Here is a 22,404-nt window from a genome sequence, read left to right as displayed (position 1 = left end):
TCCATCGAGATGCGCGACACCGACGAGGACGTCTTCCGCGCCGCGGAGGAGCTCGGCATCGACCTGTCCCGGCGTGAGCCGAGCAGCGTGGAAGAGGTCTGACCCGGGCTCGGAGCCGGACGGCACGTCTCGGGCGAGGACGAGCGCCATCAGGCACTCGTCCTCGCCGGACCGCCTCACATCCGGGAACCAACCCCGGTTGTCACCGCGCCCGCCGTGCCTCGCGGTCGATCGCCCAGGCGTCCGCCACCGGGCCCACGTGCCCGAGCTTGTCGGGGTTGATCACCGCGCGGATCGTCTGGATCCGCCCGTCGAGGACGTCCAGCGCGAGGGTGTGGAGCACCTTGCCGTCCCGGTCGCGGAAGATCGCGCCCGGCTCGCCGTTGACGTCGTGCGGGTCGAACGCCACGTCGATCAGGGCCATCCGGGGGAAGACGGAGGCGAGCAGCCTGGCCACGTTCCCGGCGCCGGCGACGGCCCTGGCCAGTTGCGGGGCCTTGCCGCCGCCGTCGCCGACCATCGACACGTCGGCCGCGAGCAACTCCTGAAGGCCGGCGACGTCGCCTTCGCGCAGGGCGTCGAAGAACCGCGACGCCAGGGCCTCCCGCTCCCTGCGATCCGCTTCGAAGCGGGGCCGTCCCTCGGTCATGTGGCGCCGCGCCCGCACGGCGAGCTGGCGGCACGCCGCCTCCGAACGTCCGACGGCCGCCGCTACCTCGGGGAAGCCGAAGCCGAACACCTCCCGCAGCACGAAGACCGCCCGCTCCAGCGGGCTGAGCCGCTCCAGCAGCAGCAGGGCCGCCGTCGACACCGAGTCGGCCAGCTCCGCCGACCGCTCCGGATCCTCGTAGGGATCGGCCAGCAGCGGTTCCGGAAGCCACGGCCCGACGTACTCCTCCCGCCGGACGCGGGCCGAGCGCAGCACGTCGATCGCGATCCTGGTCACCGTGGCCGACAGGAAAGCCCTGACCGACCTGGGCCGGGCGGGGGAGGCCTGGAAGCGCAGCCAGGTCTCCTGGACCGCGTCCTCCGCCTCGCTCACACTGCCCAGGATCCGGTACGCGATCGAGAACAGCAGCGGCCGCAGCTCCTCGAACTCCTCGGTCCTGCTCATGACGGCTCCTCCCCGCCGGTCAGCCGACGAAGGACTCGGGGCCGAAGCGGCCCCACACGATGAACGCGGCGATGGCGAGATATACCAGGTTCAGCGCCGAGAGAGAGTACTCGCCGCGGCGGCCGTGCGTGATCATCGCCCCGATCATCAGCAGGACCCAGCACACGGCGGTCACCGGCACCAGAACCGGCGCGATGCCGAGCACGGCGGGCAGGATCAGACCCAGCGCGGCCAGGAGTTCGAGAACGCCCAGGGTCTTGACGAAGCCCGCGCTGACGTCACCGGTCCATCCTCCGCCGTGGGCCGCGGCCAGTTTCTCCCTCGGCACGAAAGTCTTGGTGATGCCGCCGAGCAGGGCAACCGCGGCCAGCAGTCCGGCAGCGATCCACAGCGCGAGATTCATCGTCCATCCCTCAATCGAAGATTGCCTCTACCCCGTAGACGAGACAGCGGCTCCCGCCTGTGACATGCCGGTTAAGCCCGCCATGTCGAGAACGGGCGCCCGGCTCCGTCCTCGCGGGTGACAGGCTCCACGACAGCCAGGAGGCCGGAATGCGGAAAGTGATCGCGAACGAGTGGATGACGCTGGACGGGGTGGTGCAGTCACCCAGCTATGCCGACGAGGACGCGGCCGGCGGCTTCACGCACGGCGGCTGGCACGCCCGCTACTTCGACGACCTGTCGATGACGTGGGTGATCGACAACGTCCGCGGTGCGGGCGGCTACCTGCTGGGGCGCGGCACGTACGAGATTTTCGCCGCCCACTGGCCGGACGCGCCGCAGGACCAGCAGGTGCTCGCCGAGCCCTTGAACGCGTTGCCGAAGTACGTCGCCTCGACCACCCTCGCCGAGCCGCTCCGCTGGCGGAACGCGAGGCTGCTGGGGAGTGATGCCGGCGCGGCCGTGCGAGCGCTGAAGAAGGAGGAAGGCGGCGACCTGCATGTGATCGGCAGCCCGGGACTCGTCCAGACCCTGCTGGCCCTGGGCCTGCTGGACGAGCTCCGGCTCATGATCGACCCGCTGGTGGTGGGCGGCGGCAAGCGTCTCTTCCGTGACGACGGCGCGCTCCGGTCGCTGCGGCTGGCGGACAGCCAGGTGACCAGCACGGGCGCGATCATCGCGACCTATGCCACCACGGGCGGCTGACCCGCCGCCGGTGTCCTCATCCGGCCGCCGGGACGGGCTCGTGCGCGGGCACCGGCTTGGTGAGGAAGGCCGTCGCGCCGTCGGACGACTCCGTCCGGTAGCCCTGGGCGTGGTAGAGGGCGAGGTTGCGGCGGCTCTCGGCGCCGGTGCGCAGCACGAAGCGGCGGCAGCCGGCCTCGGCCGCGGCTTCGGCCCGGCCCAGCAGCCAGCGCCCCACGCCCCGCCCGCGCAGGTCGGGGACGACGCCGAGCCGGCCCACGTGCCAGTCGTCGTCCACGCGCCGCGCCCGTACCATGCCCAGGAGCCGGCCGTCCTGCCACAGGCCCGTGGTGTGCCAGGTGGCCAGCCATGCGCCCACCCGCTCCAGCGACTCGCCGAGAGCGGGGACGGCCAGCGTGTCGTTGGCCAGCGCCTCCTCCATCCAGCAGCAGCGCTGCAGCACCAGGACCTCCCCGGCGTCGCCGGGGGTCAGCTCTCTCACGTACGAGCCCGGCAGCGGCCCCGGCTGCGACCGGGCCTGCTCGCGCAGCGGCTGGAGGGCGTGGGCGACCCGGACCAGCTCGTCCAGGACCCCTACGGCGATCGCGGCGCGGCCGGCGTCGGGGCGGACCCGCCCGTTCTCCATGGTGTCGCCGATGCGCAGGGCGAGCGTGGCGCCCAGGGGCACCAGCCGCAGCGTGGTCACCACCTGCTTGGCGTGCTGGACCGACCGGGTGCCGGCCGAGGTGTTGCCGTAGCTGACGAACCCCATCGGCTTCCACGCCCACTCGCTGCTCAGGTAGTCGAGGGCGTTCTTGAGGATGGCGGGCATGCCGTAGTTGTACTCGGGGGTGACCGCGATGAAGCCGTCGGCCGCGTCCACCGTCGCGCTCCACCGCTTGGTGTGCTCGTGCCGGTAGACGCCGGACGCGGGCTCGTCCTCCTCGTCCAGGAACGGCAGGCCGAGGTCGCGCAGGGCCACCGGCACGAGCTCCACGCCGAGCTCCGCGGCGCGGGGCGCGACCGTCTCGGCCAGCCACTCCGCCACCGCCGGGCCCCGGGCGCCGGGACGGGAGCTGCACATCAGGATGAGGACCCGCACAGTTTTCGTTGACATGGAAACGAACGTAGCTGGTAACTTGTTTACATGTCAAAGAAACCGCCGGGGACGGTCCGCTGGCTCGACCCGGACGAGGAACGGGCCTGGCGCGCCCTGCGCCGCATGATGATCGCCGTCCAGTCGCGCACCGCGCACGACCTGGCCGCGATCGGCCTGTCCGATCCCGACTACGAAGTGCTGAGCACGCTCTCCGAGCGTCCGGGCCGCACCAGCACGCTGCGCGAGCAGGCGGCCAAGATGGGCTGGTCACGCAGCCGCCTGTCCCGGCACGCCACCCGCATGGAGGCCCGGGGACTCCTGCGGCGCGAGCCCGATCCGGCCGACGGCCGGGGCTGCTATCTCGTCCTCACCGAACGCGGCCTGGAGACGCTGGAGGACGCCGCCCCCGCCCACCTGGAGTCGGTCCGCCGCCACGTCATCGACCGGCTCTCACCCGCGGACCTCTCCGCCCTGGAGACCATCGCCCGCAAGCTCGACGGCTGAGGTACGGCTGGATCAGCGCCGCTCCTCCGGCCCGCCCGGCCGGCCCCGGAGGTAGGCGAGGACGGCGAGGACGCGGCGGTGGTCGTCCCCCGCCGGGGGCAGGTCGAGCTTGGACAGGATGCCGGCGATGTGCTTGGACACCGCCGCCTCGGAGACCACCAGCGCGCGGGCGACGGCGGCGTTGGAGCGGCCCTCCGCGACCAGTCCGAGCACCTCACGCTCGCGCGGGGTCAGCCGGGACAGCGGCGCGCGGCGGCGGCTCAGCAACTGCCGCACCACCTCCGGGTCCACGACCGTGCGCCCCGCGGCGACCCGCTCCACCGCGTCCACGAACTCCCGCACGTCGCCGATCCGGTCCTTCAGCAGGTAGCCGATGCCGGAGCCGCCGTCCGAGTCGAGGAGTTCGGCCGCGTACGTCTGCTCGACGTACTGGCTGAGCACCAGCACGGCGAGCCCCGGGTGGGAGGCGCGCAGCGTGAGCGCGGCGCGGAGCCCTTCGTCGGTGAAGCCGGGCGGCATGCGGACGTCGGCGACGACGATGTCGGGTTCGTGCTCGGCCACGGCGGCGATCAGCGCCGCTCCGTCGCCGACCGAGGCGACGACCTCGTGGCCGAACCGGTCGAGGAGCCCGGCGAGCCCTTCGCGGAGCAGCACACCGTCTTCGGCGAGGGCTACCCGGAGACGGGGCATGGGATCTCCACACGCAGCGACGTCGGCCCGCCCGGCGGGCTGGACAGGGTCATCAGGCCGTCGGTGACGGCCACGCGGTCCGCGAGCCCGGCCAGCCCGGACCCGGCCGCCGGGTCGGCGCCCCCCACCCCGTCGTCGCCCACCTCCAGCACCAGCGCGCCGTCGCGGAGCCGGGCGCGCACGAAACCGCGCCGTGCCCCGCTGTGCTTGGCGAGGTTGGCCATCGCCTCCGACACGACGTAATAGGCGGTCACCTCGATCGACGGCGGCAACCGGCCGGGCAGCGAGACGTCGACGTCGACGGGAACGGGGGAGCGGCCCGCCACGTCGCGCACGGCCGCGCCGAGCCCCCGGTCGGTGAGCACCTGGGGGTGGACGCCCCTGATCAGCTCGCGCAGCTCGGCCAGGGCGCGTCCGGCCTCCTCGTGCGCCTCGGCGAGCTGCGCCTCGGCGGGCGAACCCGGGGGCAGGTCGAGCCGGGCCAGCCCGAGCTTCATGCTGAGGGCCACCAGCCGCTGCTGGGCGCCGTCGTGCAGGTCACGCTCGATCCGGCGGCGTTCGACCTCGAACGCGTCGACCAGCCGGGCGCGGGAACGGATGATCTCCGCGTCGCGCGGCGCGAGGACGGCCCGCACGAGCAACGCGCGGGTGCCGGCCCACGCGGTCATCATGTACGCGAAGAGCGGCGACAGCAGCAGCCCGGCGGCGATCAGCGGCAGGCTCTCCACCAGGTGCAGGCTCGGCTGGAACGGCGCCGACAGCAGCATCAGCGGCAGCCAGATCGCCGACGAGACGAATCCCAGGTCCATCCACCACATCACGGACACCGCGATGACGGTGAATCCCAGCTCCCGCCAGGTCGCCTGCTCGCGCAGGCGGGTGGCGAGCCAGGCGCGCGGACCGGGCCGCGGCGGCCTGACGTGCGGGTCGTCGACGGGCGCGCGGTCCACCAGCCGGAGCCGCCACCGCTCGAACGCCGCCGCCGGCAGGGAGAGCACGGCCAGCGCGAGCAGCGCGCCCCCCGCCGCGACCCCGACGCCGTAGGCGTAGGCCGCGTAGATCGCCACGCACGCCGCCACCGCGTGGATCGCGCTGCCCAGCAGGTAGGCCAGCGACCGCCAGGGCCACGACGAGCGGAGGAACGCCGACGGCCGGCGGGTCACGGCGGCCAGGGCGGTGGGGGCGAGCACCCCACGACGCTAACTGATCCCGGTGCGCGGGCACGGTAGTGCTGGGTCTACCTCTGCCTCACTCACGGCGGAGGCTTCAGGAAAAATGTCGCGGTGGGATGTCGAGAACGCGTGGGCGGCTCCGTCCCAGAGTCGAGCACGGCCACCATGGCCGTACCGCACCAAGGAGGACATCATGGCCAAGTACCTGCTGCTCAAGCACTACCGGGGCGCCCCGGCAGCGGTCAACGACGTGCCGATGGACAAGTGGACGCCGGAGGAGGTCACGGCCCACGTGAAGTACATGGACGACTTCGCCGCCCGGCTGGAAGGCACCGGCGAGTTCGTCGACGGTCAGGCGCTCTCCCCGGAGGGCACGTTCGTCCGCTACGACGGCGAGGGGCGGCCGCCGGTCACCGACGGCCCGTTCGCGGAGACGAAGGACCTGATCGCCGGCTGGATGGTGATCGACGTCGACAGCTACGAGCGGGCGCTCGAACTGGCCGCCGAGCTGTCCGCGGCTCCGGGCGCGGGCGGGGAGCCGATCCACGAGTGGCTCGAACTGCGCCCGTTCCTGACCGCGCACCCGACCATCACGGAGTGACGAACGGTGGATGAGTCCCTCCTGCGGACCCTCACCCCCACCGTGATCGGCGTTCTCGTCCGCCGCGGAGCGGACTTCGCGGCGGCCGAGGACGCCGTGCAGGACGCCCTGGTCGAGGCCGTACGCGTGTGGCCGGACGACCCGCCACGGGACCCGAAGGGCTGGCTGGTCACCGTGGCGTGGCGCAAGTTCCTCGACGCCGCCCGCGCCGACACCGCCAGGCGGCACCGCGAGGAGCGCGCCGAGGGTGAGCCCGTGCCCGGGGCGGGGGAGGAGGTGGACGACACGCTCCAGCTGTACTTCCTGTGCGCGCACCCGTCCCTGACACCGGCGTCGGCCGTCGCGCTCACGCTGCGCGCGGTCGGCGGCCTGACCACGCGTCAGATCGCGCAGGCGTACCTCGTGCCGGAGGCGACCATGGCGCAGCGGATCAGCAGGGCCAAGCGGACCGTCGCGGGCGTCCGGTTCAACCAGCCGGGTGACGTCGCCACCGTGCTGCGCGTGCTCTACCTGGTCTTCAACGAGGGCTACTCCGGTGACGTCGACCTCGCCGCCGAGGCGATCAGGCTCACCCGCCAGCTGGCGGCCAGGATCGACCACGAGGAGGTCGCGGGCCTGCTCGCGCTCATGCTGCTGCACCACGCCCGGCGCCCGGCGCGGACCGGCTCGGACGGCAGGCTCGTGCCGCTCGCCGAGCAGGACCGCGGCCTGTGGGACACCCGCCTGATCGCCGAGGGCGTCGACGTGCTGCAGGCGGCACTCGCCCGCGACCGCCTGGGCGAGTTTCAGGCCCAGGCCGCCGTCGCCGCGCTCCACGCCGACGCGCGGACGGCCGAGGAGACCGACTGGGTGCAGATCGTCGAGTGGTACGACGAGCTGGTGCGCCTCACCGGCAGCCCGGTGGCCCGGCTCAACCGGGCCGTCGCCGTCGGCGAGGCCGACGGCCCGCGGGCCGGCCTGGCCGCCCTGGCGGAGCTCGACCCCGGCCTGCCCCGCCACACCGCCGTCGCGGCGTACCTGCGCGAGCGTGACGGCGACCTGGTCACCGCGGCACGGCTCTACGCCGAGGCCGCCCGGTCGGCGTCCAGCCTCCCCGAACGCGACCACCTCACGCGACAGGCCGCACGGCTCAACGCGCGGCTGCGCGCCTGACCCGGCCCGGGGCCGTCACGGCAGGAGCCCCACCAGGTAGCCGGCCAGCTCGCCCGGCCGCGACAGCATCACCATGTGGCCGCCGGGCATCTCGTCGGGGACGATGCCGAGCCGCTCCTTCACGTGGCGGCGCACGAATCCGGGGGTGAAGCAGCGGTCGTCGCGGCAGAGCAGGTATCTCGTGGGCACGTCCGGCCAGGCGGCCAGCGGCCAGGGCTCGCGACCGGCCCGGTCCATGCTCACGTCCCCGGCGAGCGCGGCGTCGTGGGCCAGCACCCGCTCGGCCAGCTCACGGGGCACGTCCTGCAGGTAGAGCTCGTACTCGTCGTCGATGCCGGACGGGGGCCGGCCGCTCCGTTCCCACCAGTCGTCCGGCGTCTCGCCGGGGCTCGGGATCATGGCGGTGACCAGCACGAGCGCGGCGGCCTCCACCCGCGCGCAGACGAGCGGGCCCACGAAGCCGCCCCACGAATGCGCGACCACGACCAGGTCGCGGCGCTCGCCGACCGCCCGGACGACGGCGTCGGCGTAGTCCCACAGCCCTGCCCTCGGATCGGACATGGGCAGGTCCACCGCGACCGTGTCATGCCCGCGGCCGCGCAGCTCGGCTTCGAGCAGGTGCCAGTCGAAGGCGCTCCCGCCGCCGCCGTGGATGAGCGCGAAGGTCGTCATGACGGTGATGACCGCCGGCGGCGCGGAAACTCATCGGGGTCATGGCGTGGAGACCGAGAGGTGGGCGCGTTCTCCCTGGGCGCCGAAGAGCATGAGCAGCTCCGCGGGCTTGTCGGCGGTGTTGCCGATCCAGTGCGGCAGCCTGGTGTCGAACTCGGCCGCCTCGCCGGGGCCGAGCCGCAGGTCGCGGTCGCCGACGACGAGCCGGACGTGCCCGGACATGACGTAGAACCACTCGTAGCCTTCGTGCCCCCGCGGGCTCGGCGTGAGGTCGGCGCCGGCGGGCGGATGGATCACCTTGAACGCCTGGATGCCGCCGGCGCGCCGGGTCAGCGGTATGAACGTCAGCCCGTACCGGTGGACGGGCGGCATGTGGACGCGCGGGTCGCCGGTGGGCGGCGCGTCGACCAGTTCGTCGAGGGTCACGCCGTGCGTCCGGGCCAGCGGGAGCAACTGCTCCAGGGTCGGGCGGAGCCGCCCGTTCTCCAGGCGCGAGAGCGTGCTCGGCGTCAGGCCGGTCAGCTCCGCCAGCTCGGCCAGCGTCGCCCCGCGCGCCCGGCGCAGCGCCTTCAGCCGCGGCCCGACACCGGCCGGCACGTCGCTCCGAGGTTCGGCCATGCCCCGATTTTGCGGATCCGCAACGTCCTTTGCAAATCCCGCATGGCCGCGCGGATCCTTGCTTGCTCCCGGACCTTTCCAGATTGAGGAGAACGGATGATGTCCGCCAGCGCCGTGCGCGCCCAACTGGACGCCTTCCTGGACGAGTACCGCTCCCGGTTGCACGACAGCCTCGAAGGGCTCACCGAGGACGAGGCTCGGAGGCGTCTCGTACCGTCGAGGACGACCCCGCTGGGGCTCGTCAAGCATGTCACCTACGTCGAAGGCGTCTGGTTCGACCAGGCGATCACCGGCCGTTCGTACGAGGAGATCGGGATCGCCTCCACGCCGGATCGTTCCTTCGCCCTGGGGCGGGACGACACGATCGCGTCCGTCCGGGCCGTCTACCGGGACATCTGCGAGACGTCCCGCAGGAACACGGCCTCCCTGGACCTCGACGCCGTCGTCACGGGACGCGGCGAGCGCTTCCTGTGGCAGATCCACCTGCACATGCTGCGCGAGCTCGCCCAGCACCTCGGCCATGCCGACATCCTCCGGGAACAGCTCCTCGCGGCTCGTCTCGGTTGAAAATCTACATTGTAAAGGCGTCCGGTCGATGAGGTGATCAAGCGGCACCTGTCGTATCGGGGCCTCGGCCGATCGTCTGTGAGATAAGAGCCAGGCTGTCAGCGGGGATGTCGGGTCGCGGACACGTGACGCGAGCGTGGGGCATCGCGCGGACAGCCGGGGAACCTCGCCGACCGAGCCCGAAGGAGCGCATCATGAATCCCACGCTGAACACGATCGACATCGTGGTGTCCGACCTGGACGCCTCGATCGCCTTCTATGCCCGGCTCGGGCTGGAGTTCAAGGTGGACGAGCACTCGCCAGGACACGCCGGCTGCGACCTGCCGAACGGGCTGCATGTGATGCTGGACACCGAGGGTTTCCGTACGCCGTTCCTGCCCGGCTGGAGCGCGCCGACCGGCGGGTCGCGTACTCTGCTGTGTTTCGAGTTCGAGACCCCGGCCGGGGTGGACGCCAGGTACGCCGAGCTCGTCGCGGCGGGCCACCGGGGGATCGCCGAGCCGTTCGACGCGTTCTGGGGGATGCGCTACGCCACGGTGGCCGACCCGGACGGGAACGGTGTCGACCTGTACGCCGCCCTCCCGGCGAGCTGAAGGGGAGTCGTCATGAAGTACGTGCTGATGTTCATCGAGACCGAGGAGTTCGCCCACCAGCTGGAGGCGATGGGGGAGCTGGAGCGCGAAGCCGCCTACGCGGCGGTGGGGCAGTGGTTCGCCGACCACGCTGACAAGATCACTCACCATGCGCATCTGGCGCCGGTGCACACCGCCACCACGGTGCGCCTGGACCAGGGCGAGCCGGTCGTCACCGACGGGCCGTTCGTGGAGGGCAAGGAGGTGGTCAGCGGGTTCGCCGAGCTCGAGGTGGCCGACCTGGACGAGGCGTTGAAGGTCGCCCGCTCGTGGCCGGCCTGCCCGATCGTGGAGATCCGCCCCCTTTCATGAGCGGGCCGGTGCACGAGGAGGTGCTGGCCGGGGTGGTGCGCGAGCACGCGGGCCGGCTGGCCGCGTCCCTGGTGTCGTTGCTGGGCGACTTCTCCGCCGCCGAGGACCTGGTGCAGGACGCGGTCGAGACCGCGCTGCGGCGCTGGCCGGTCGAGGGGGTGCCGGAGCGGCCCGACGCGTGGTTGTTCACCGTGGCCCGGCGGCGCGGCCTGGACGTGCTGCGCAGGGAGTCGAACTACCGGGCCAAGCTCGCCGGGCTCACCAGGCCGGACCCCGCCCCGCGCGACGACCGGCTGCGGCTGGTGTTCACCTGCTGCCATCCGGCGCTGTCACGCGCCGCGCAGATCGCGCTCACGTTGCGGGCGGTGTGCGGGCTGTCGGTGGCGCAGATCGCCGCGGCGTTCGTCGTGCCGGAGGCCACTGTGGCGCAGCGGATCACCCGCGCCAAACGGAAGATCGGCGAGGCCGGCATCCCGTACCGCATCCCCGCCGAGGAGGAGCTGCCGCGGCGCGTCGGCGAGGTGCTGGCGGTCGTCTACCTGCTGTTCAACGAGGGCTACCTGTCGAGCACGGCCGAGCGGGCGCAGGCGCGCGACCTGGTGGAGGAGGCCGAGTGGCTGGCCGCGCTGCTGGTGAACCTGATGCCGAAGGAGCCGGAGGCGGCCGGGCTGCTGGCGCTGATCCGGCTGCACCGGGCCCGGGGCGCGGCCCGCTTCGACCCGGCCGGGCGGCTGGTGCTGCTGGCCGACCAGGACCGCGGCCTCTGGGACCGGCAGGCCATCGATCAGGCCACGGCGCTGCTGACGCGGACCGCCCGCGCCCACCGCCGGCCGGGGCCGTACCAGGTCCAGGCGGCGATCGTGGCCTGCCACGCGGAGGCCGGGACCTTCGCCGACACGGACTGGGCGCAGATCCTGGTGCTGTACGACATGCTGCTGCACCTGGCGCCCTCGCCCGTCACCCGGCTGCACCGGGCCGTCGCCCTGCGCCATGTCAAAGGCCCCGAGGCGGCGCTGGCCGAGCTGGAGCCACTCGGCCGGGTGCTGGAGCGTTACCCGCTCTTCCACGCCACCCGGGCTGAGCTGCTGCGTGACCTGGACCGCCGTGGGCAGGCGCGGCGGGCCGACGAGCGGGCGCTGGAGCTGACCGCCAACCCGGCCCAGCAGGCCCTGCTGGCCGATCGGCTGAGGTGGACGTGACCTCATGCGGCTGTTCCCCCTGGGCGGCGTCTGCTTCCCTCCGGTGTGAACGTGAAGGTGTCCGCGAACGCTCCCTTCCCGAATCGGATGGCCAAGAGAACGGGTTCGTCGTAGATGGGATGCCAGGTCGTTTCCCTCGACCCGGAGGTCCCGTTCCAGAGGTGTAGGAAGATGATCGGTTCGGTCGCCTGTGCGGACATGTAGGCGAGCGTCTTGCCGTAGAAGGGGTTGGTGCCGCCGAGAAGAACGGAAGGCGGGCCGAGCGCTTCCTGCACTTCGGTGAGTGTTCGGTCGTGAGCGGTCCAAGCGATGAGCTCCCGGCGCAGGGAGCCGTATTCTCCGGCGGTCAGGGTTCTGTCGGCCAGTAGCCATCCGCGATCGTGGGCCAGTTCGGCATAGACCGAGGCGACGCCGTCCTCGCCGGCATCAGGCAGGACGGTTCTGAACGCTCCCGTCACGCCGAGCGAGTTGAAGGCGCCCCGCGATTCCAGGGTCCGCATCGCTTGCGCCCACTCCTGCTCCTGGTGTTCCGCGTAGACCAGATGGTCGAACAGGAGGCGCAGGGCCGTCTCGCCGCCGAACATGCCGGGCCGGCGAAGCGCCTGGTTGAGCTGGTCTTTGAGGTAGGCGCGGATCTCTGTCGAAGAGCGCGGCATGGGAGGGGGCGTCATGATGCTCCTTCGACGTCGCCTTCACCCGCGCACGCCACGGGCCTGATGCGTCGGGGCGATGCCACTGGTCAGGTGGGGCCGGCGGTCAGTCGGTCGGCGTGCCGCCGCAGGTCGGTGGCGAACTCCTCGGCTCGGCTCAGCTGGGTGCGGAGCGCCTCGCAGCGTTCGCGGGTGGCCTGCTCGAACCAGCTCAGTTTCGCCAGGAACTGCTCACGCTCGGCCGTCTCCAGCTCCGCCGCCGCACCGGGGTCGTCGAGCCGGTCGGTGATGGCCAGCAGTTCGCCCATCTCCGCCAGGGTGAAGCCGAGCGGCTTCATCCTGCGGATCACCATCAGACGGGCCACGTCGGCCTCGGTATAGAGGCGGAAGCCGCCCTGGCTGCGCGCCGAGGGCCGGACCAGGCCGACCTCGTCATAGTGCCGGATGGTCCGCAGTGACAGCTCCGTGCGCGCGGCCACCTGCCCGATGTGCAGGTGACTTGGGCTGTGATCTCCGCCACTGCCCGCCGGAGCCGGGGCCTCGCCCGCGGGGGTGGAAGGCGCTGATCTGTCCATCGTCTGTAGAACCTCACTGGTCAGCCGGTGGGGCGTCCGCATCGAGCCCTGGCGGATCTCTACCCTAACGTTAAGGTAGAGTTGCCGCTGGCCAGACCGCGTCGGGGCGTCGCCGTACCGACCGGACATCCCGCCACCCACGCACCGGGCCGCCGAGCGCCGCCCTCACCCGAGGTAAGGAACACCGACGCGCGCATGCCTTGCTGTTCCATCCTTAAGGACTTCTGTTGCCCAGCTCATCCGTGCCTGCCCGCCCGCCTCTGACCCTGCCTGCTCGCATGCGGCCTGGCCGCCCCGAATGGCTGAAGCCCTCGGTGGCCCGTACCGAGATCCTGTCCGGCTTGGTCGTCGCGCTCGCCCTGATCCCTGAGGCGATCTCGTTCTCCATCATCGCCGGGGTCGATCCCAGCGTCGGTTTGTTCGCCTCCTTCACCATGGCCGTGGTCATCGCCATCGCCGGCGGCCGCCCCGCCATGATCTCCGCCGCGACCGGAGCCATCGCTCTGGTCGTCGCCCCGCTGGCCCGCGAGCACGGCCTCGGCTACCTGGTCGCGACCGTCATTCTCGGCGGGCTCATCCAGGTCGCGCTCGGCGCGCTCGGCGTGGCGAAGCTGATGCGCTTCGTGCCTCGCAGTGTCATGGTGGGCTTCGTCAACGCCCTGGCCATCTTGATCTTCATGGCGCAGGTGCCCGAGCTCGTGGACGTGCCCTGGGTCGTCTATCCGCTGGTCGGCAGCGCGCTGGCGCTGATGGTGTTCCTGCCCCGCCTGACCAAGGTGGTCCCGGCCCCGCTGATCTCCATCGCCGCGCTCACCGCCCTCACGATCGGCGCCGGGCTGGCCGTGCCCACGGTCGGCGATCGTGGCACGCTGCCGTCCTCGCTGCCCGTGCCCGGTCTGCCCGACGTGGCTTTCACGCTGGACACCCTCACTCTCATCGCGCCGTACGCGGTCGGCTTCGCCCTCGTCGGGCTGATGGAGTCGCTGATGACCGCCAAGCTGGTCGACGACCTCACCGACACCCGCTCCTCCAAGACGCGCGAGTCCATCGGCCAGGGCGTCGCCAACATCGTCACCGGCTTCTTCGGCGGCATGGGCGGTTGCGCCATGATCGGCCAGACCATGATCAACGTCAAGAACGGCGCCCGCACCCGGCTGTCCACCTTCACCGCCGGTGTCCTGCTCATGGTCCTGTGCATCGTCTTCGGTCCGCTGGTCTCCCAGATTCCGATGGCCGCGCTGGTCGCCGTGATGATCCTGGTTTCGGTCGGCACCTTCGACTGGCACTCCATCGCCCCGGCCACCCTCAGGCGCATGCCCGCCGGTGAGATCGGCGTCATGGTCATCACGGTCGCGGTCGTGGTCGTCACGCACAACCTGGCCATCGGCGTCGTCGTCGGCTCGCTGACCGGGCTGGTCATCTTCGCGCGCCGGGTGGCGCACCTGGCCGAGGTCTCCGCGGTCATCGACCCCGACGGCGGCCAGGTGGTCTACGCCGTGACCGGCGAGCTGTTCTTCGCCTCCAGCAACGACCTGGTCTCCCAGTTCGACTATGCCGCCGACCCTGACGACGTGGTCATCGACCTGACCGACGCCCACATCTGGGACGCCTCATCCGTCGCCGCCCTGGACGCTGTCGAGGCCAAGTACGCCGCCCGCGGCAAGACCGTACGGATCATCGGGCTGAACCAGCCCAGCGCCCGCATGCACGCCACCTTGTCGGGGGAGCTGTCCGGCAGCCAGTGACGGCGGCCTGCGTGCGGACCTGAAGTGGGGGAGTGGCCCGTACTCGGTCGGCTCGGCATCCGGGAGAGGGGAGGACCGATCGTGGTCCGCGCAACCGAGAGGCCGGACTGGGTGAGGTCCGCCTGTCATCCCTGGTCCCAGCTCTGCCCTCGACTGAACTAGTAATCTACATTGTAAAGGCGCTGGCTTGTTGAAGATCAATAACAGCTGACAACCAACCCCGCTACAAGCGGCAAGGTACTGCTGGAGAACTATCGGTTCTCGATCACGGTGGTCAACGCGTTCCGCCAGCTCGCCCCATGACGGGAGTGAGATCGGCAGCCGCTGTCGGGCGTCATGCCGGCGCGTGGCTGTCGAGGCCGAGGGTGGCGGCCAGGTCGCGCAGGCACTGTTCGTAGACGGGCTCCATGTCGGTGTAGGCGAAGTCCAGTTGGTGCAGGACTTCCATGCAGAGAAGCCCGTACAGCCTGGTCCAGCACGACAGGAAGACGTGGGCGGCCTCGGGCGGGAGCCGTCCGTCGAGGGTGGCGGAGTAGGCGGTCAATTGCTCGCGCAGGGATGCGGGCAGGTCGGCCAGGTCGGGCACCGGGAACGGTCGTGTCCGCCACAGTTCGACCATCAGGTCGAGCAGGACCTGCTCGAACCGCAGGGCGGCCTGGTGGCGCACCGAGTCCGGCCGCCGGTTGTGCGGGGTGATCGGGCTCGCGAATATCCAGCCGAACTCGGCCGGGTGGGCGGTGCTCCAGGCGCGCATGGCGCGGCAGACGGCCAGTATCCGCTCGCCGAGCGACGCGCCGGCGTGGCCGTCGCGGGCCTGTTCCATCGCGGCGGCCAGTTCGCGGAAGAAGTCGGCGGTCACTGCGCCGACCAGTTCGTCGTGGCTGGCGTAGTAGTGGTAGAGGGCTGGGCCGCTCATGCCGACCTGCCGGGCGACCGCGTTGATGGTGACCGCGGCCGATCCCTGCTCGACCAGCAGCTTGCGCGCGGCCGTGTGGATCTCCTCCAGGGTGGCCTGGCGCAACCTCTGCCGTCGGCTGGTGTTTGCGGACATCGTCACCTCTCGCGTCGTTCCCTCGGTCGGCGTTGACATCTTAGGGCAAGTATGTTTCCTTAGTGCCTCTAAGAAATCTAGAGGCACTAAGGAGTAGGTGTGGAGCTTCTGTGGATCCTTCTCGCGGCGCTGGTGTTCGTGGCGGCCGTGTGGTGGCGGATATCCAGATCCGCCCACGTCCGGCGGCGCAAGGAGTCCTGACATGGCCCGGACGCTGCGCGACCGTTTGTTCGGCAAGTACGCCATGGAGGCGACCATCACCGTCGCCGAACAGGTCAACCCGGCCATGCGCCGGATCCGGCTGGAAACCGACCAGCCCGTCGCCTTCCCGTACACCCCCGGCCAGCACATCAGGATCGAGTTGAAGGATCCGCTGTCGGTGTCGGGCATCCTGCGTCCGTCCGAGACGCTGCGCACGTACACGATCTGGGGCCTCGACGCCGGCAGGACGGCGATCGAACTGCGCGTCCACCTGTATGCGGGCGACGGCATCGGCCTGAGGTGGGCGCGGGCGGCCCGGCCCGGAGAACGGGTGACCTTCTGGTGGCCGCAAGGCGACTTCTTCACCCGCGAGGCGGCCTATCACGTGTTCATCGGGGAGGAGACCGCCAGCGCCGCGTTCGGCCCGATGATCGGAGCGTTGGGAGCCTCGGCCGAGGTGTTCGGCGTCCTGGAGAGCGAGACCCCCGAGCACGACCTGCCCCTGCCCGGGACGCCGCCGCTGCGCCGTGTCCACCGGCACGGCACCTCCGCCGTCGCCTCCCGGGTGCTGCTCGCGGCCGTGGCCGAACTCGATCTGCCGGGCAACGCGGGAGCCGCTTATGTGGCCGGCGAGGCCAGAACCTGCCAGATGGTGCGCGACTTCCTGGTGCGTGAGCGCAACTGGGCACGGGCCTCGATCAAGACCAAGCCGTTCTGGGCCCGGGGCAAGCGTGGCCTGCACTGACCGTCAAGGAGATTCGGACATGAAAGTGATCATCGTGGGAGGCGGCATCGGCGGACTCGCCGCGGCCGTCGCCTTCCACCAGCGTGGCCTGCAGGTGGAGGTCTTCGAACGCGCTGCTGAGTTCACCGAGGTGGGCGCCGGGCTGACCATCCAGCCCAACGGTCTGCGCGCGCTGGACGCCCTCGGCCTGGGCGAGCGTCTGCGCGCCGGCGGGCTGGCCGACCCGCTCGCGGGGATCCGCAGCAGCCGGGGGGACTGGCTGGTCCGCAACGACGTCGACAGCCTCAAGCGTCGTTTCGGCCCGTGGGTGACCGTGCACCGAGCCGCACTGGTCGACCTGCTGAGAGCAGCCGTGCCGCCCGAGGCTCTGCGGCCCGGCATCGACGTACAGCACGTGCAGCCCGACGGCACGGTCCGCCATAGCGGCGGCACCTCCACCGCGGATCTCGTGGTGGGCGCCGACGGCGTGCACAGCGTGACCCGGCGCTCCCTCTGGCCTGGCCTCCCTGGGCCGCGCTACGTCGGCTATACCACCTGGCGCCTCATCGTCCCCCCTCAGCCCGTCGAGGGGAGCGCGGAAACGTGGGGCAGGGGCGAACGGTTCGGGCACGTGCCGATGCCCGACGGCCGCATCTACTGCTACGTCATGGCCAACGCCCCGGCGGGCTCCCACGTCGGCCTGGATGAGCTGCGCGAACGCTTCGCACGCTGGCACCGGCCCATCCCCGCGCTGCTCGACTCCGCGCAAGAGGAGGCGGTGCTGCAACACGACACGTACGAACTGTCGAGGCTGCCCACGTACGTTTCCGGAAACGTCGCCGTCCTCGGTGACGCGGCCCACGCCATGACCCCCAACCTGGGGCAGGGCGCCTGCCAGGCGCTCGAGGACGCGGTCACGCTCGCGCACGCGGTGGGCACCCTCGGCGTGCGCGCGGGCCTGGAAGCCTATGACCGCGCCCGCAGGCCGCGCACCCAGCTGATCGTCCGCCGTTCCCGCCAGGCCGGAGCCGCCGCGCACTGGACCTCCACGCCGATGACCACTCTGCGAGACGCCGTTCTTCCTCTCCTCCCGAACGTGCTCTTCGACCGCTCACTCACCCCCGCCTATACCTGGACGATCTGATGTCCCTCCCACGAATCCTGATCATTGCCGTCGCAGCGATCACAACGGTCGGCGCCGTGCTCGCCGACCTCGTCATCCCCGACCTGGCGGCACAGCACGCCTACAACCCGGCCTGGCCACCCCACGCCAAGTTCCACGACGCCCAGTACATGGTGATGACCGTGCTCCTCGGCCTCACCGGCCTGGCCCTCGCGCTACGGTCAGGGCTGAACACGCTGCTGCACGCCGCCGCCATCCTGGCCACCCCGTGGCTCGGCATGATCGGTGCGCTCCTGTTCCCGGGCACTGCCACCTACGACCCGGAGTTCGCCGATCGGACTGTCTTCGTCCTCGGCCTGCACGGGCAGGTCTTCATGGCGATCGTCCTGCTCCTGGCGCTGCTGGTCGCGACAGCGGCGACACTGCGCATGCCCGTGGACTCCACCACCCGGTGATGAGCCCGGCCCTTGCTTGTTCAAGGCGCTATACCACCAAAGCCAAGTCCGGTGCCGCGAGCCTGAGTATCCAGGAACGCGCTCGCGGAAGGGGAAGCCCTCAGGCGGGACGGTGCTCCGGCACGGGAGGGCCGGCCCGCTGCGTCAGATGATCGCCGCTCCGCGGGGTCCTGAGGAGGAAGCGGGATCGGCCACGGGAACGAGAAGGAAATGGCCACGCGCCCGAAGCGGACGCGGTCCCTCGCTCGTCATCCTGGTCGCATGCTTCCACTTGGCCCGGATCGCCCGCTCAGGCGGATCGCCGCCCTCGACGCGCTGCGCGGCTTCGCCCTGTGCGGCATCATCTTCATCAACATTCCCCAGACCATGGAGATGTTCGCGTACGCGGGCGAGCTGCCCACCCCGCTCCTTCTACTGTTCTACGGCCGCTTCTACCCCATCTTCTACCTGCTGTTCGGTGTGGGGTTCGGCATCTTCCTCGCCTCGGCCGCCAGACGCACGAGCCGTCCGAGGGTGTTGCTCGTGCGGAGGCTCGTCGCGCTGGGCGTCCTGGGTGGAGTGCTCCACCTTCTCCAACCCGGCGAGGTGCTGCTGCCGTTCGCCGTCACCGGTCTGCTGGTGCTCCTGCCACTCAGCCGCCTCCCGCGCCCCGCGCTCCTCGCCGTGGCCGTCACGCTGACCGCGGCGGGGATCTTGGCAGGGGTGGGCGGGCTGGGGATGCTGCCCGGGCTGTTCGCGCTCGGGTTCGCCGCGGCGGAGTGGCGAGTGCACGAGTCCCTCGGGGACCGTCCAGGCCGTCTGGTGGTCATGGGCGTCGCTGCCGTGGCCGTGTGGGGGCTGGGGGTCTGGCTCGTCACCCTGCCCTTGCCCGAGCTTGCGCAGATCCGGGTGGGGTTGACGGTGTCGCTGGCGACCGCTTGCTGCTACATCGCGGTGTTCCTGCTCCTGCTGCGTACGCCGGTGGGCGCCGTGCTGTCGTGGGTGCTGGCCCCGATGGGCAGGATGGCGCTGACGAACTACTTCAGCGCCGCTCTGATCTTCGTTCCTGTGGGCACGACGATGGGCCTGCCCGGTTCGGAGCGGTGGTCGGCCTCGGCGCTCCTCGGCGTCGGCATCCTGCTCGTCCAGGCCGTGGTGAGTAACCTGTGGTTGCGCCGCTTCGGTTACGGCCCGTTGGAGTGGGCGTGGCGGTGTGCGACGTACTGGCGGCGGCTGCCGATCCGTGGTGGCGCGAGCCGGGCTCGCGCTACGGGACAGGTCGGCGAAGCGGAATGACGGGAAGGGCCGGCGAAGCGAGGGTGAGCAGGAAGGGCATGGCGACGGAGCGGCCCGGGGCCGGTCTGCCCGAGGGCTGGGACGTCCTGGTGGCGGCGGTGCTGGCCGTCGTCGTCACGGCGCGGCTGGCGTTCGTCCTCGACGATGCCCGGATGGCCGGGCTGCCGGGCTGGGCGTTCGGTGTCAGTCATCTGCTGGCCCTCGCCGACCTCGCCACCATAGCCTTCCGGCGCAGCCATGCCGTGCCCGCTCTCGTGGCCGCCACCGTGATCCCGCTGGTGAGCATGCTGCTGCCGACCCGCTCCGCGCTGATCGGGGTAGGTGTGCTGATCTGCTCCTACACGGTGGCGAGCCGCCTGCCGCAGGTCAGGGCCACCGTCGTGGTCTCCGCCTGCGCGGCGGGCCACATGCTCGGCGGTCTGCTCCTGAGCGTCGCCGGCGCCGACCACGGCGGGCTGCTCACGTTCTGGGGAGTGGCGCGGGGCGACGTGCCGGGCATGGCCGCGGCCGTGACCGTGGCTTACCTGCTGCCGGCCACCTTGGGGTTCTCCGTTCGGTCCAGGCGCGCCGCGAAGGTCAGGGAGGCCGAGCGCATCGCGGGCGAGCAGGAGGAACGCGCGAGGGCCGCCGTCGCGGAGGAGCGCGCCAGAATCGCCAGGGAGCTGCACGATATCGCGGCCCACGATCTGTCGGCGATCGTCGTCCAGGCAGGTGCGGCCGACCGTCTGCTCGATCGCGACCCGGCCGCGGCCAGGGCCACGCTGCGCGCGATCAGGGCGCAGGGGCGTGACACGCTGGTGTCGATGCGTGCTCTGGTGGGGATCATGCGCGAGAGCGAGACCGGGACGGACCTCGATTCCGCCGGTGGCAGGGCGCCGACCCTGGCGGGGCTGGAGGAGACCGTCCGCCGTTCCCGTACCACAGGCATGGACGTCGAGTTGCGTGCCAAGGGCGAGCCGCGCCCGCTGCCCGTCACCGTCGATCTGGCCGCTTCGCGCCTCGTGCGCGAGGCGCTGGTCAACGCCAGGCGGCACTCCCCGGGAGCATCGGTCAGCGTGACCACGGCCTTCGGCGACGCCGAGTTCGTCGTCGCGGTACGCAACTCGAGCCCCGCCCGCACCCCGCCTCCCGCGGAGCCGAACGGCGGACACGGCCTGCTCGGCATGCGCGAGCGCGTGAACCACGCGGGTGGTGAGCTCACCATCGGACCACAACCCGACGGCGGCTGGCTGGTCAGCGCCACATTTCCCCTGGAGCGCCCATGACCGTCGACATCGTGATCGCCGACGACCAAGCGGTCGTGCGCACCGGCTTCCGCGCAATCCTGGAGTCGGAGCCCGATCTCCGGATCGTGGGGGAGGCCGCCGACGGGGAAGAGGCCGTCCGCCTCGCCAGGCGGCTGCGGCCTGACCTGGTGCTCATGGACGTCCGGATGCCCGTGCTCGATGGGCTGGCCGCCACCGAGCGACTTGCGGGGCCGGGGGTCGAGCAGCCCGTCGCCGTGCTCGTCGTGACGACGTTCGACCTCGACGAGTACGTCTTCGCCGCCTTGCGTGGCGGAGCGCGCGGCTTCCTGTTGAAGGATGTCGAACCCGACGACCTGGTGGAGGCGGTCCGGGTGGTCGCCTCGGGCCAGGGCCTGGTCGCGCCGGGTGTCACGCGGCGGCTGATCGCGGAGTTCGCCCGCACCTCGAAACGGCCTCGGACCGTGGAGCCGCTGCCGGAGCTGACGGCGCGAGAGCGCGACACGCTGGAGCTCATCGCCAGAGGCCGGTCCAACATGGAGATCGCCGAAGCCTTGACGGTCAGCGTCTCGACGGTCAAGACCCATGTGGCCAACCTTCTGCCCAAGATCGGCTGCCGTGACCGTGTGCAGGCGGTCATCTACGCGTACGAGCACGGGGTCGTCGAGCCCGGCACATGACCGAAGTCATGCCGATGGTGATCGCGGCCCCGTACTGCTCTGGCCGGTAAGGACGGGATCTCGTGGCCTGGTCGCGCAGCGACATCGTGCCGGTCGCGTACGGAGTGATCTCGATCTTCGTGATGAGACCGGCGTCGATGTGGAAGCGGATGAGCGCGTACGCGTGGCCGCCGGGTGCGATGACCGCGCCGGGCCGCCCTGCGATGAGGACCGGAGCCGCGACGGCGATGCGGTCGGCGAAGATCCTCGTCTCTTCCGCGACCGCCGCTGCCCCCCGGACTTCCGTTGCGGAGCCTGCCGGGAGCAGGGAAGGGTCAGCGGTACGGACAACGTCGGGAGCCATCAGGGTGACGAGTCGTGCTATGTCGCCGCCGCGTGCGGCTGCCAGGAACGCCTCGATGATCTCGTTTTCTTCCGCGTCGTGGCGACGTATGACAGGTCGCACGTCGCGCAGCCGTGCGCGCGCACGGCTGGCCAGCTTCTTCGCCGAGACCGCGTTCGTGCCGAGCGTCGCGGCGATCTGATCGAACGGGATGGCGAAGAGGTCGTGCATCACGTACGCCACCCGCTGCCTGGGCGAGAGTTCGTCGAGGAGCACCAGCAGGGCTCTGGAAACTTCTTCGCGGCGAAGGAACGTCTCGTCGGCGCTGATCCTTGCGCCGGCGATGTCGTCGGAGTGCAAGGGGAGTTCGCCACGTCGCTCACGTGCCCGTAGCAGGTCCAGGCACAGACGCGCGGTCACCGTGGTGAACCAGCCGTCCAGGTTGGCGACGTCGGCCGCCCCGGCCGCCTGGACCCTCGTCCAGGCGGTCTGGACCGCGTCCTCGGCGTCGTGATACGAGCCCACGATCCGGTGGGCCAGCGACATCAGCCGGGGGCGAGACGCCTCGAAGTGTTCGACGAGTTTCATGGGTGAGGTCACCTTTCGAGTGTGCTCAACGTCAGGAGGGGTGAGTGACCAGCTACCTGACGAGCACACCTCGTTGAGGAGACACATATGAGCGTACAGATTGTCCGATTCAACACCACATCCGAGCAGGCTCCGGAAGCGGAAGCGGCCATCAAGACGTTGTTCGCAGCGATCGAGGAAGCAGCACCGACCGGCCTTGACTACACAGCCATGCGGGTGGGGGTGAGTGACCAGCTACCTGACGAGCACACCTCGTTGAGGAGACACATATGAGCGTACAGATTGTCCGATTCAACACCACATCCGAGCAGGCT

At 71.1% G+C, this 22,404-nt stretch carries 27 protein-coding genes; 16 read left to right on the top strand and 11 right to left on the bottom strand.

Annotated elements, in window-relative coordinates; all coding sequences use genetic code 11:
- Positions 1 to 202: 202 nt before the first annotated feature.
- Positions 203 to 1,114, bottom strand: a complete 912-nt coding sequence (locus ACZ6YG_RS44230; RefSeq protein WP_466021319.1) for an RNA polymerase sigma-70 factor — start codon at positions 1,112 to 1,114, stop codon at positions 203 to 205.
- 19 nt (positions 1,115 to 1,133) lie between these two features.
- The gene (locus tag ACZ6YG_RS44225; protein ID WP_466021318.1) at positions 1,134 to 1,517 is read right to left on the bottom strand and encodes a DoxX family protein; all 384 of its coding nucleotides are present in this window, start codon (positions 1,515 to 1,517) and stop codon (positions 1,134 to 1,136) included.
- Positions 1,518 to 1,666: 149 nt separating this feature from the next.
- Between ACZ6YG_RS44225 and ACZ6YG_RS44220 the strand changes: the two genes are divergently transcribed.
- On the top strand, positions 1,667 to 2,260 hold the full coding sequence (locus ACZ6YG_RS44220; protein WP_466021317.1) for a dihydrofolate reductase family protein: 594 nt from the start codon (positions 1,667 to 1,669) through the stop codon (positions 2,258 to 2,260).
- A 16-nt stretch (positions 2,261 to 2,276) separates the two neighbouring features.
- Here ACZ6YG_RS44220 and ACZ6YG_RS44215 read toward each other — a convergent pair whose 3' ends face one another.
- Positions 2,277 to 3,356 carry a GNAT family N-acetyltransferase gene (locus tag ACZ6YG_RS44215; protein WP_466021316.1) on the bottom strand — a complete coding sequence of 360 codons (1,080 nt, stop codon included), beginning with the start codon at positions 3,354 to 3,356 and terminating at the stop codon, positions 2,277 to 2,279.
- A gap of 30 nt (positions 3,357 to 3,386) precedes the next feature.
- Between ACZ6YG_RS44215 and ACZ6YG_RS44210 the strand changes: the two genes are divergently transcribed.
- On the top strand, positions 3,387 to 3,842 hold the full coding sequence (locus ACZ6YG_RS44210) for a MarR family winged helix-turn-helix transcriptional regulator (RefSeq protein WP_148031775.1): 456 nt from the start codon (positions 3,387 to 3,389) through the stop codon (positions 3,840 to 3,842).
- Between the two features lie 12 nt (positions 3,843 to 3,854).
- Here the strand turns inward: ACZ6YG_RS44210 and ACZ6YG_RS44205 are convergent, their stop codons facing one another.
- Together ACZ6YG_RS44205 and ACZ6YG_RS44200 are read right to left on the bottom strand one after the other, a co-directional pair.
- Complete coding sequence (locus ACZ6YG_RS44205) at positions 3,855 to 4,532, bottom strand: response regulator (protein ID WP_466021315.1); 678 nt, start codon at positions 4,530 to 4,532, stop codon at positions 3,855 to 3,857.
- Positions 4,514 to 5,722 (bottom strand): sensor histidine kinase, encoded by a 1,209-nt coding sequence (locus ACZ6YG_RS44200; RefSeq protein WP_466021314.1) that lies wholly within the window; start codon positions 5,720 to 5,722, stop codon positions 4,514 to 4,516. Before ACZ6YG_RS44200 ends, ACZ6YG_RS44205 begins: the two co-directional genes overlap by 19 nt.
- A 175-nt stretch (positions 5,723 to 5,897) precedes the next feature.
- Here ACZ6YG_RS44200 and ACZ6YG_RS44195 point away from each other — a divergent pair, with 175 nt between their 5' ends.
- Positions 5,898 to 6,305, top strand: a complete 408-nt coding sequence (locus tag ACZ6YG_RS44195; protein WP_148031772.1) for a YciI family protein — start codon at positions 5,898 to 5,900, stop codon at positions 6,303 to 6,305.
- A gap of 6 nt (positions 6,306 to 6,311) precedes the next feature.
- The gene (locus tag ACZ6YG_RS44190; RefSeq protein ID WP_466021313.1) at positions 6,312 to 7,457 is read left to right on the top strand and encodes an RNA polymerase sigma factor; all 1,146 of its coding nucleotides are present in this window, start codon (positions 6,312 to 6,314) and stop codon (positions 7,455 to 7,457) included.
- 15 nt (positions 7,458 to 7,472) lie between these two features.
- On the opposite strand, the gene ACZ6YG_RS44185 is transcribed toward ACZ6YG_RS44190, so the two are convergent.
- Positions 7,473 to 8,129 carry an alpha/beta fold hydrolase gene (locus ACZ6YG_RS44185; protein WP_148031770.1) on the bottom strand — a complete coding sequence of 219 codons (657 nt, stop codon included), beginning with the start codon at positions 8,127 to 8,129 and terminating at the stop codon, positions 7,473 to 7,475.
- Between the two features lie 39 nt (positions 8,130 to 8,168).
- The gene (locus ACZ6YG_RS44180; protein ID WP_466021312.1) at positions 8,169 to 8,747 is read right to left on the bottom strand and encodes a helix-turn-helix domain-containing protein; all 579 of its coding nucleotides are present in this window, start codon (positions 8,745 to 8,747) and stop codon (positions 8,169 to 8,171) included.
- A 96-nt stretch (positions 8,748 to 8,843) separates the two neighbouring features.
- Here ACZ6YG_RS44180 and ACZ6YG_RS44175 point away from each other — a divergent pair, with 96 nt between their 5' ends.
- The 4 genes from ACZ6YG_RS44175 (at position 8,844) to ACZ6YG_RS44160 (ending at position 11,457) form a co-directional block, all read left to right on the top strand.
- Positions 8,844 to 9,314 (top strand): DinB family protein, encoded by a 471-nt coding sequence (locus tag ACZ6YG_RS44175; RefSeq protein ID WP_466021311.1) that lies wholly within the window; start codon positions 8,844 to 8,846, stop codon positions 9,312 to 9,314.
- Positions 9,315 to 9,508: 194 nt separating this feature from the next.
- Complete coding sequence (locus ACZ6YG_RS44170) at positions 9,509 to 9,907, top strand: VOC family protein (RefSeq protein ID WP_466021310.1); 399 nt, start codon at positions 9,509 to 9,511, stop codon at positions 9,905 to 9,907.
- A 12-nt stretch (positions 9,908 to 9,919) separates the two neighbouring features.
- Positions 9,920 to 10,258, top strand: coding sequence for a YciI family protein (locus ACZ6YG_RS44165; protein WP_187281172.1), 339 nt, complete (start codon positions 9,920 to 9,922; stop codon positions 10,256 to 10,258).
- Positions 10,255 to 11,457 (top strand): RNA polymerase sigma factor, encoded by a 1,203-nt coding sequence (locus tag ACZ6YG_RS44160; RefSeq protein ID WP_466021309.1) that lies wholly within the window; start codon positions 10,255 to 10,257, stop codon positions 11,455 to 11,457. The genes ACZ6YG_RS44165 and ACZ6YG_RS44160 overlap by 4 nt, the downstream gene beginning before the upstream one ends.
- Positions 11,458 to 11,459: 2 nt before the next feature.
- On the opposite strand, the gene ACZ6YG_RS44155 is transcribed toward ACZ6YG_RS44160, so the two are convergent.
- Positions 11,460 to 12,128: a hypothetical protein gene (locus ACZ6YG_RS44155; protein WP_466021308.1), complete on the bottom strand. Its 669-nt coding sequence runs from the start codon at positions 12,126 to 12,128 to the stop codon at positions 11,460 to 11,462.
- Positions 12,129 to 12,196: 68 nt separating this feature from the next.
- Positions 12,197 to 12,586: a MerR family transcriptional regulator gene (locus tag ACZ6YG_RS44150; RefSeq protein WP_466021307.1), complete on the bottom strand. Its 390-nt coding sequence runs from the start codon at positions 12,584 to 12,586 to the stop codon at positions 12,197 to 12,199.
- Between the two features lie 374 nt (positions 12,587 to 12,960).
- Here ACZ6YG_RS44150 and ACZ6YG_RS44145 point away from each other — a divergent pair, with 374 nt between their 5' ends.
- Positions 12,961 to 14,427, top strand: coding sequence for a SulP family inorganic anion transporter (locus ACZ6YG_RS44145; protein WP_466021306.1), 1,467 nt, complete (start codon positions 12,961 to 12,963; stop codon positions 14,425 to 14,427).
- Positions 14,428 to 14,761: 334 nt separating this feature from the next.
- Here the strand turns inward: ACZ6YG_RS44145 and ACZ6YG_RS44140 are convergent, their stop codons facing one another.
- Complete coding sequence (locus ACZ6YG_RS44140) at positions 14,762 to 15,478, bottom strand: TetR/AcrR family transcriptional regulator (RefSeq protein ID WP_466021305.1); 717 nt, start codon at positions 15,476 to 15,478, stop codon at positions 14,762 to 14,764.
- A 202-nt stretch (positions 15,479 to 15,680) separates the two neighbouring features.
- Between ACZ6YG_RS44140 and ACZ6YG_RS44135 the strand changes: the two genes are divergently transcribed.
- The 6 genes from ACZ6YG_RS44135 to ACZ6YG_RS44110 all read left to right on the top strand — a co-directional run bounded on the left by ACZ6YG_RS44135 (position 15,681) and on the right by ACZ6YG_RS44110 (position 21,180).
- Positions 15,681 to 16,424, top strand: coding sequence for a siderophore-interacting protein (locus tag ACZ6YG_RS44135; RefSeq protein WP_466021304.1), 744 nt, complete (start codon positions 15,681 to 15,683; stop codon positions 16,422 to 16,424).
- Positions 16,425 to 16,443: 19 nt separating this feature from the next.
- Positions 16,444 to 17,547 (top strand): FAD-dependent monooxygenase, encoded by a 1,104-nt coding sequence (locus ACZ6YG_RS44130; protein WP_148031760.1) that lies wholly within the window; start codon positions 16,444 to 16,446, stop codon positions 17,545 to 17,547.
- Positions 17,547 to 17,981 (top strand): DUF6640 family protein, encoded by a 435-nt coding sequence (locus ACZ6YG_RS44125; protein ID WP_466021303.1) that lies wholly within the window; start codon positions 17,547 to 17,549, stop codon positions 17,979 to 17,981. The genes ACZ6YG_RS44130 and ACZ6YG_RS44125 overlap by 1 nt, the downstream gene beginning before the upstream one ends.
- Before the next feature lie 261 nt (positions 17,982 to 18,242).
- Positions 18,243 to 19,256 carry a DUF418 domain-containing protein gene (locus tag ACZ6YG_RS44120; RefSeq protein ID WP_466021302.1) on the top strand — a complete coding sequence of 338 codons (1,014 nt, stop codon included), beginning with the start codon at positions 18,243 to 18,245 and terminating at the stop codon, positions 19,254 to 19,256.
- A 38-nt stretch (positions 19,257 to 19,294) separates the two neighbouring features.
- Positions 19,295 to 20,521 carry a sensor histidine kinase gene (locus ACZ6YG_RS44115; protein WP_187281171.1) on the top strand — a complete coding sequence of 409 codons (1,227 nt, stop codon included), beginning with the start codon at positions 19,295 to 19,297 and terminating at the stop codon, positions 20,519 to 20,521.
- Positions 20,518 to 21,180, top strand: coding sequence for a response regulator (locus ACZ6YG_RS44110; RefSeq protein WP_148031756.1), 663 nt, complete (start codon positions 20,518 to 20,520; stop codon positions 21,178 to 21,180). The genes ACZ6YG_RS44115 and ACZ6YG_RS44110 overlap by 4 nt, the downstream gene beginning before the upstream one ends.
- On the opposite strand, the gene ACZ6YG_RS44105 is transcribed toward ACZ6YG_RS44110, so the two are convergent.
- Complete coding sequence (locus ACZ6YG_RS44105) at positions 21,137 to 22,090, bottom strand: sigma-70 family RNA polymerase sigma factor (protein ID WP_466021301.1); 954 nt, start codon at positions 22,088 to 22,090, stop codon at positions 21,137 to 21,139. The two genes, ACZ6YG_RS44110 and ACZ6YG_RS44105, sit on opposite strands and share 44 nt — an antisense overlap.
- 87 nt (positions 22,091 to 22,177) lie before the next feature.
- On the opposite strand from ACZ6YG_RS44105, the gene ACZ6YG_RS44100 reads away from it, so the two are divergent.
- Positions 22,178 to 22,363, top strand: coding sequence for a hypothetical protein (locus tag ACZ6YG_RS44100; protein WP_466021300.1), 186 nt, complete (start codon positions 22,178 to 22,180; stop codon positions 22,361 to 22,363).
- Positions 22,364 to 22,404: the final 41 nt, after the last annotated feature.

This window comes from Nonomuraea sp. NPDC054003 (assembly GCF_055585125.1).
Note: the sequence above shows the minus strand (reverse complement) of the source record. Positions and strands in the feature narration are given on the sequence as shown.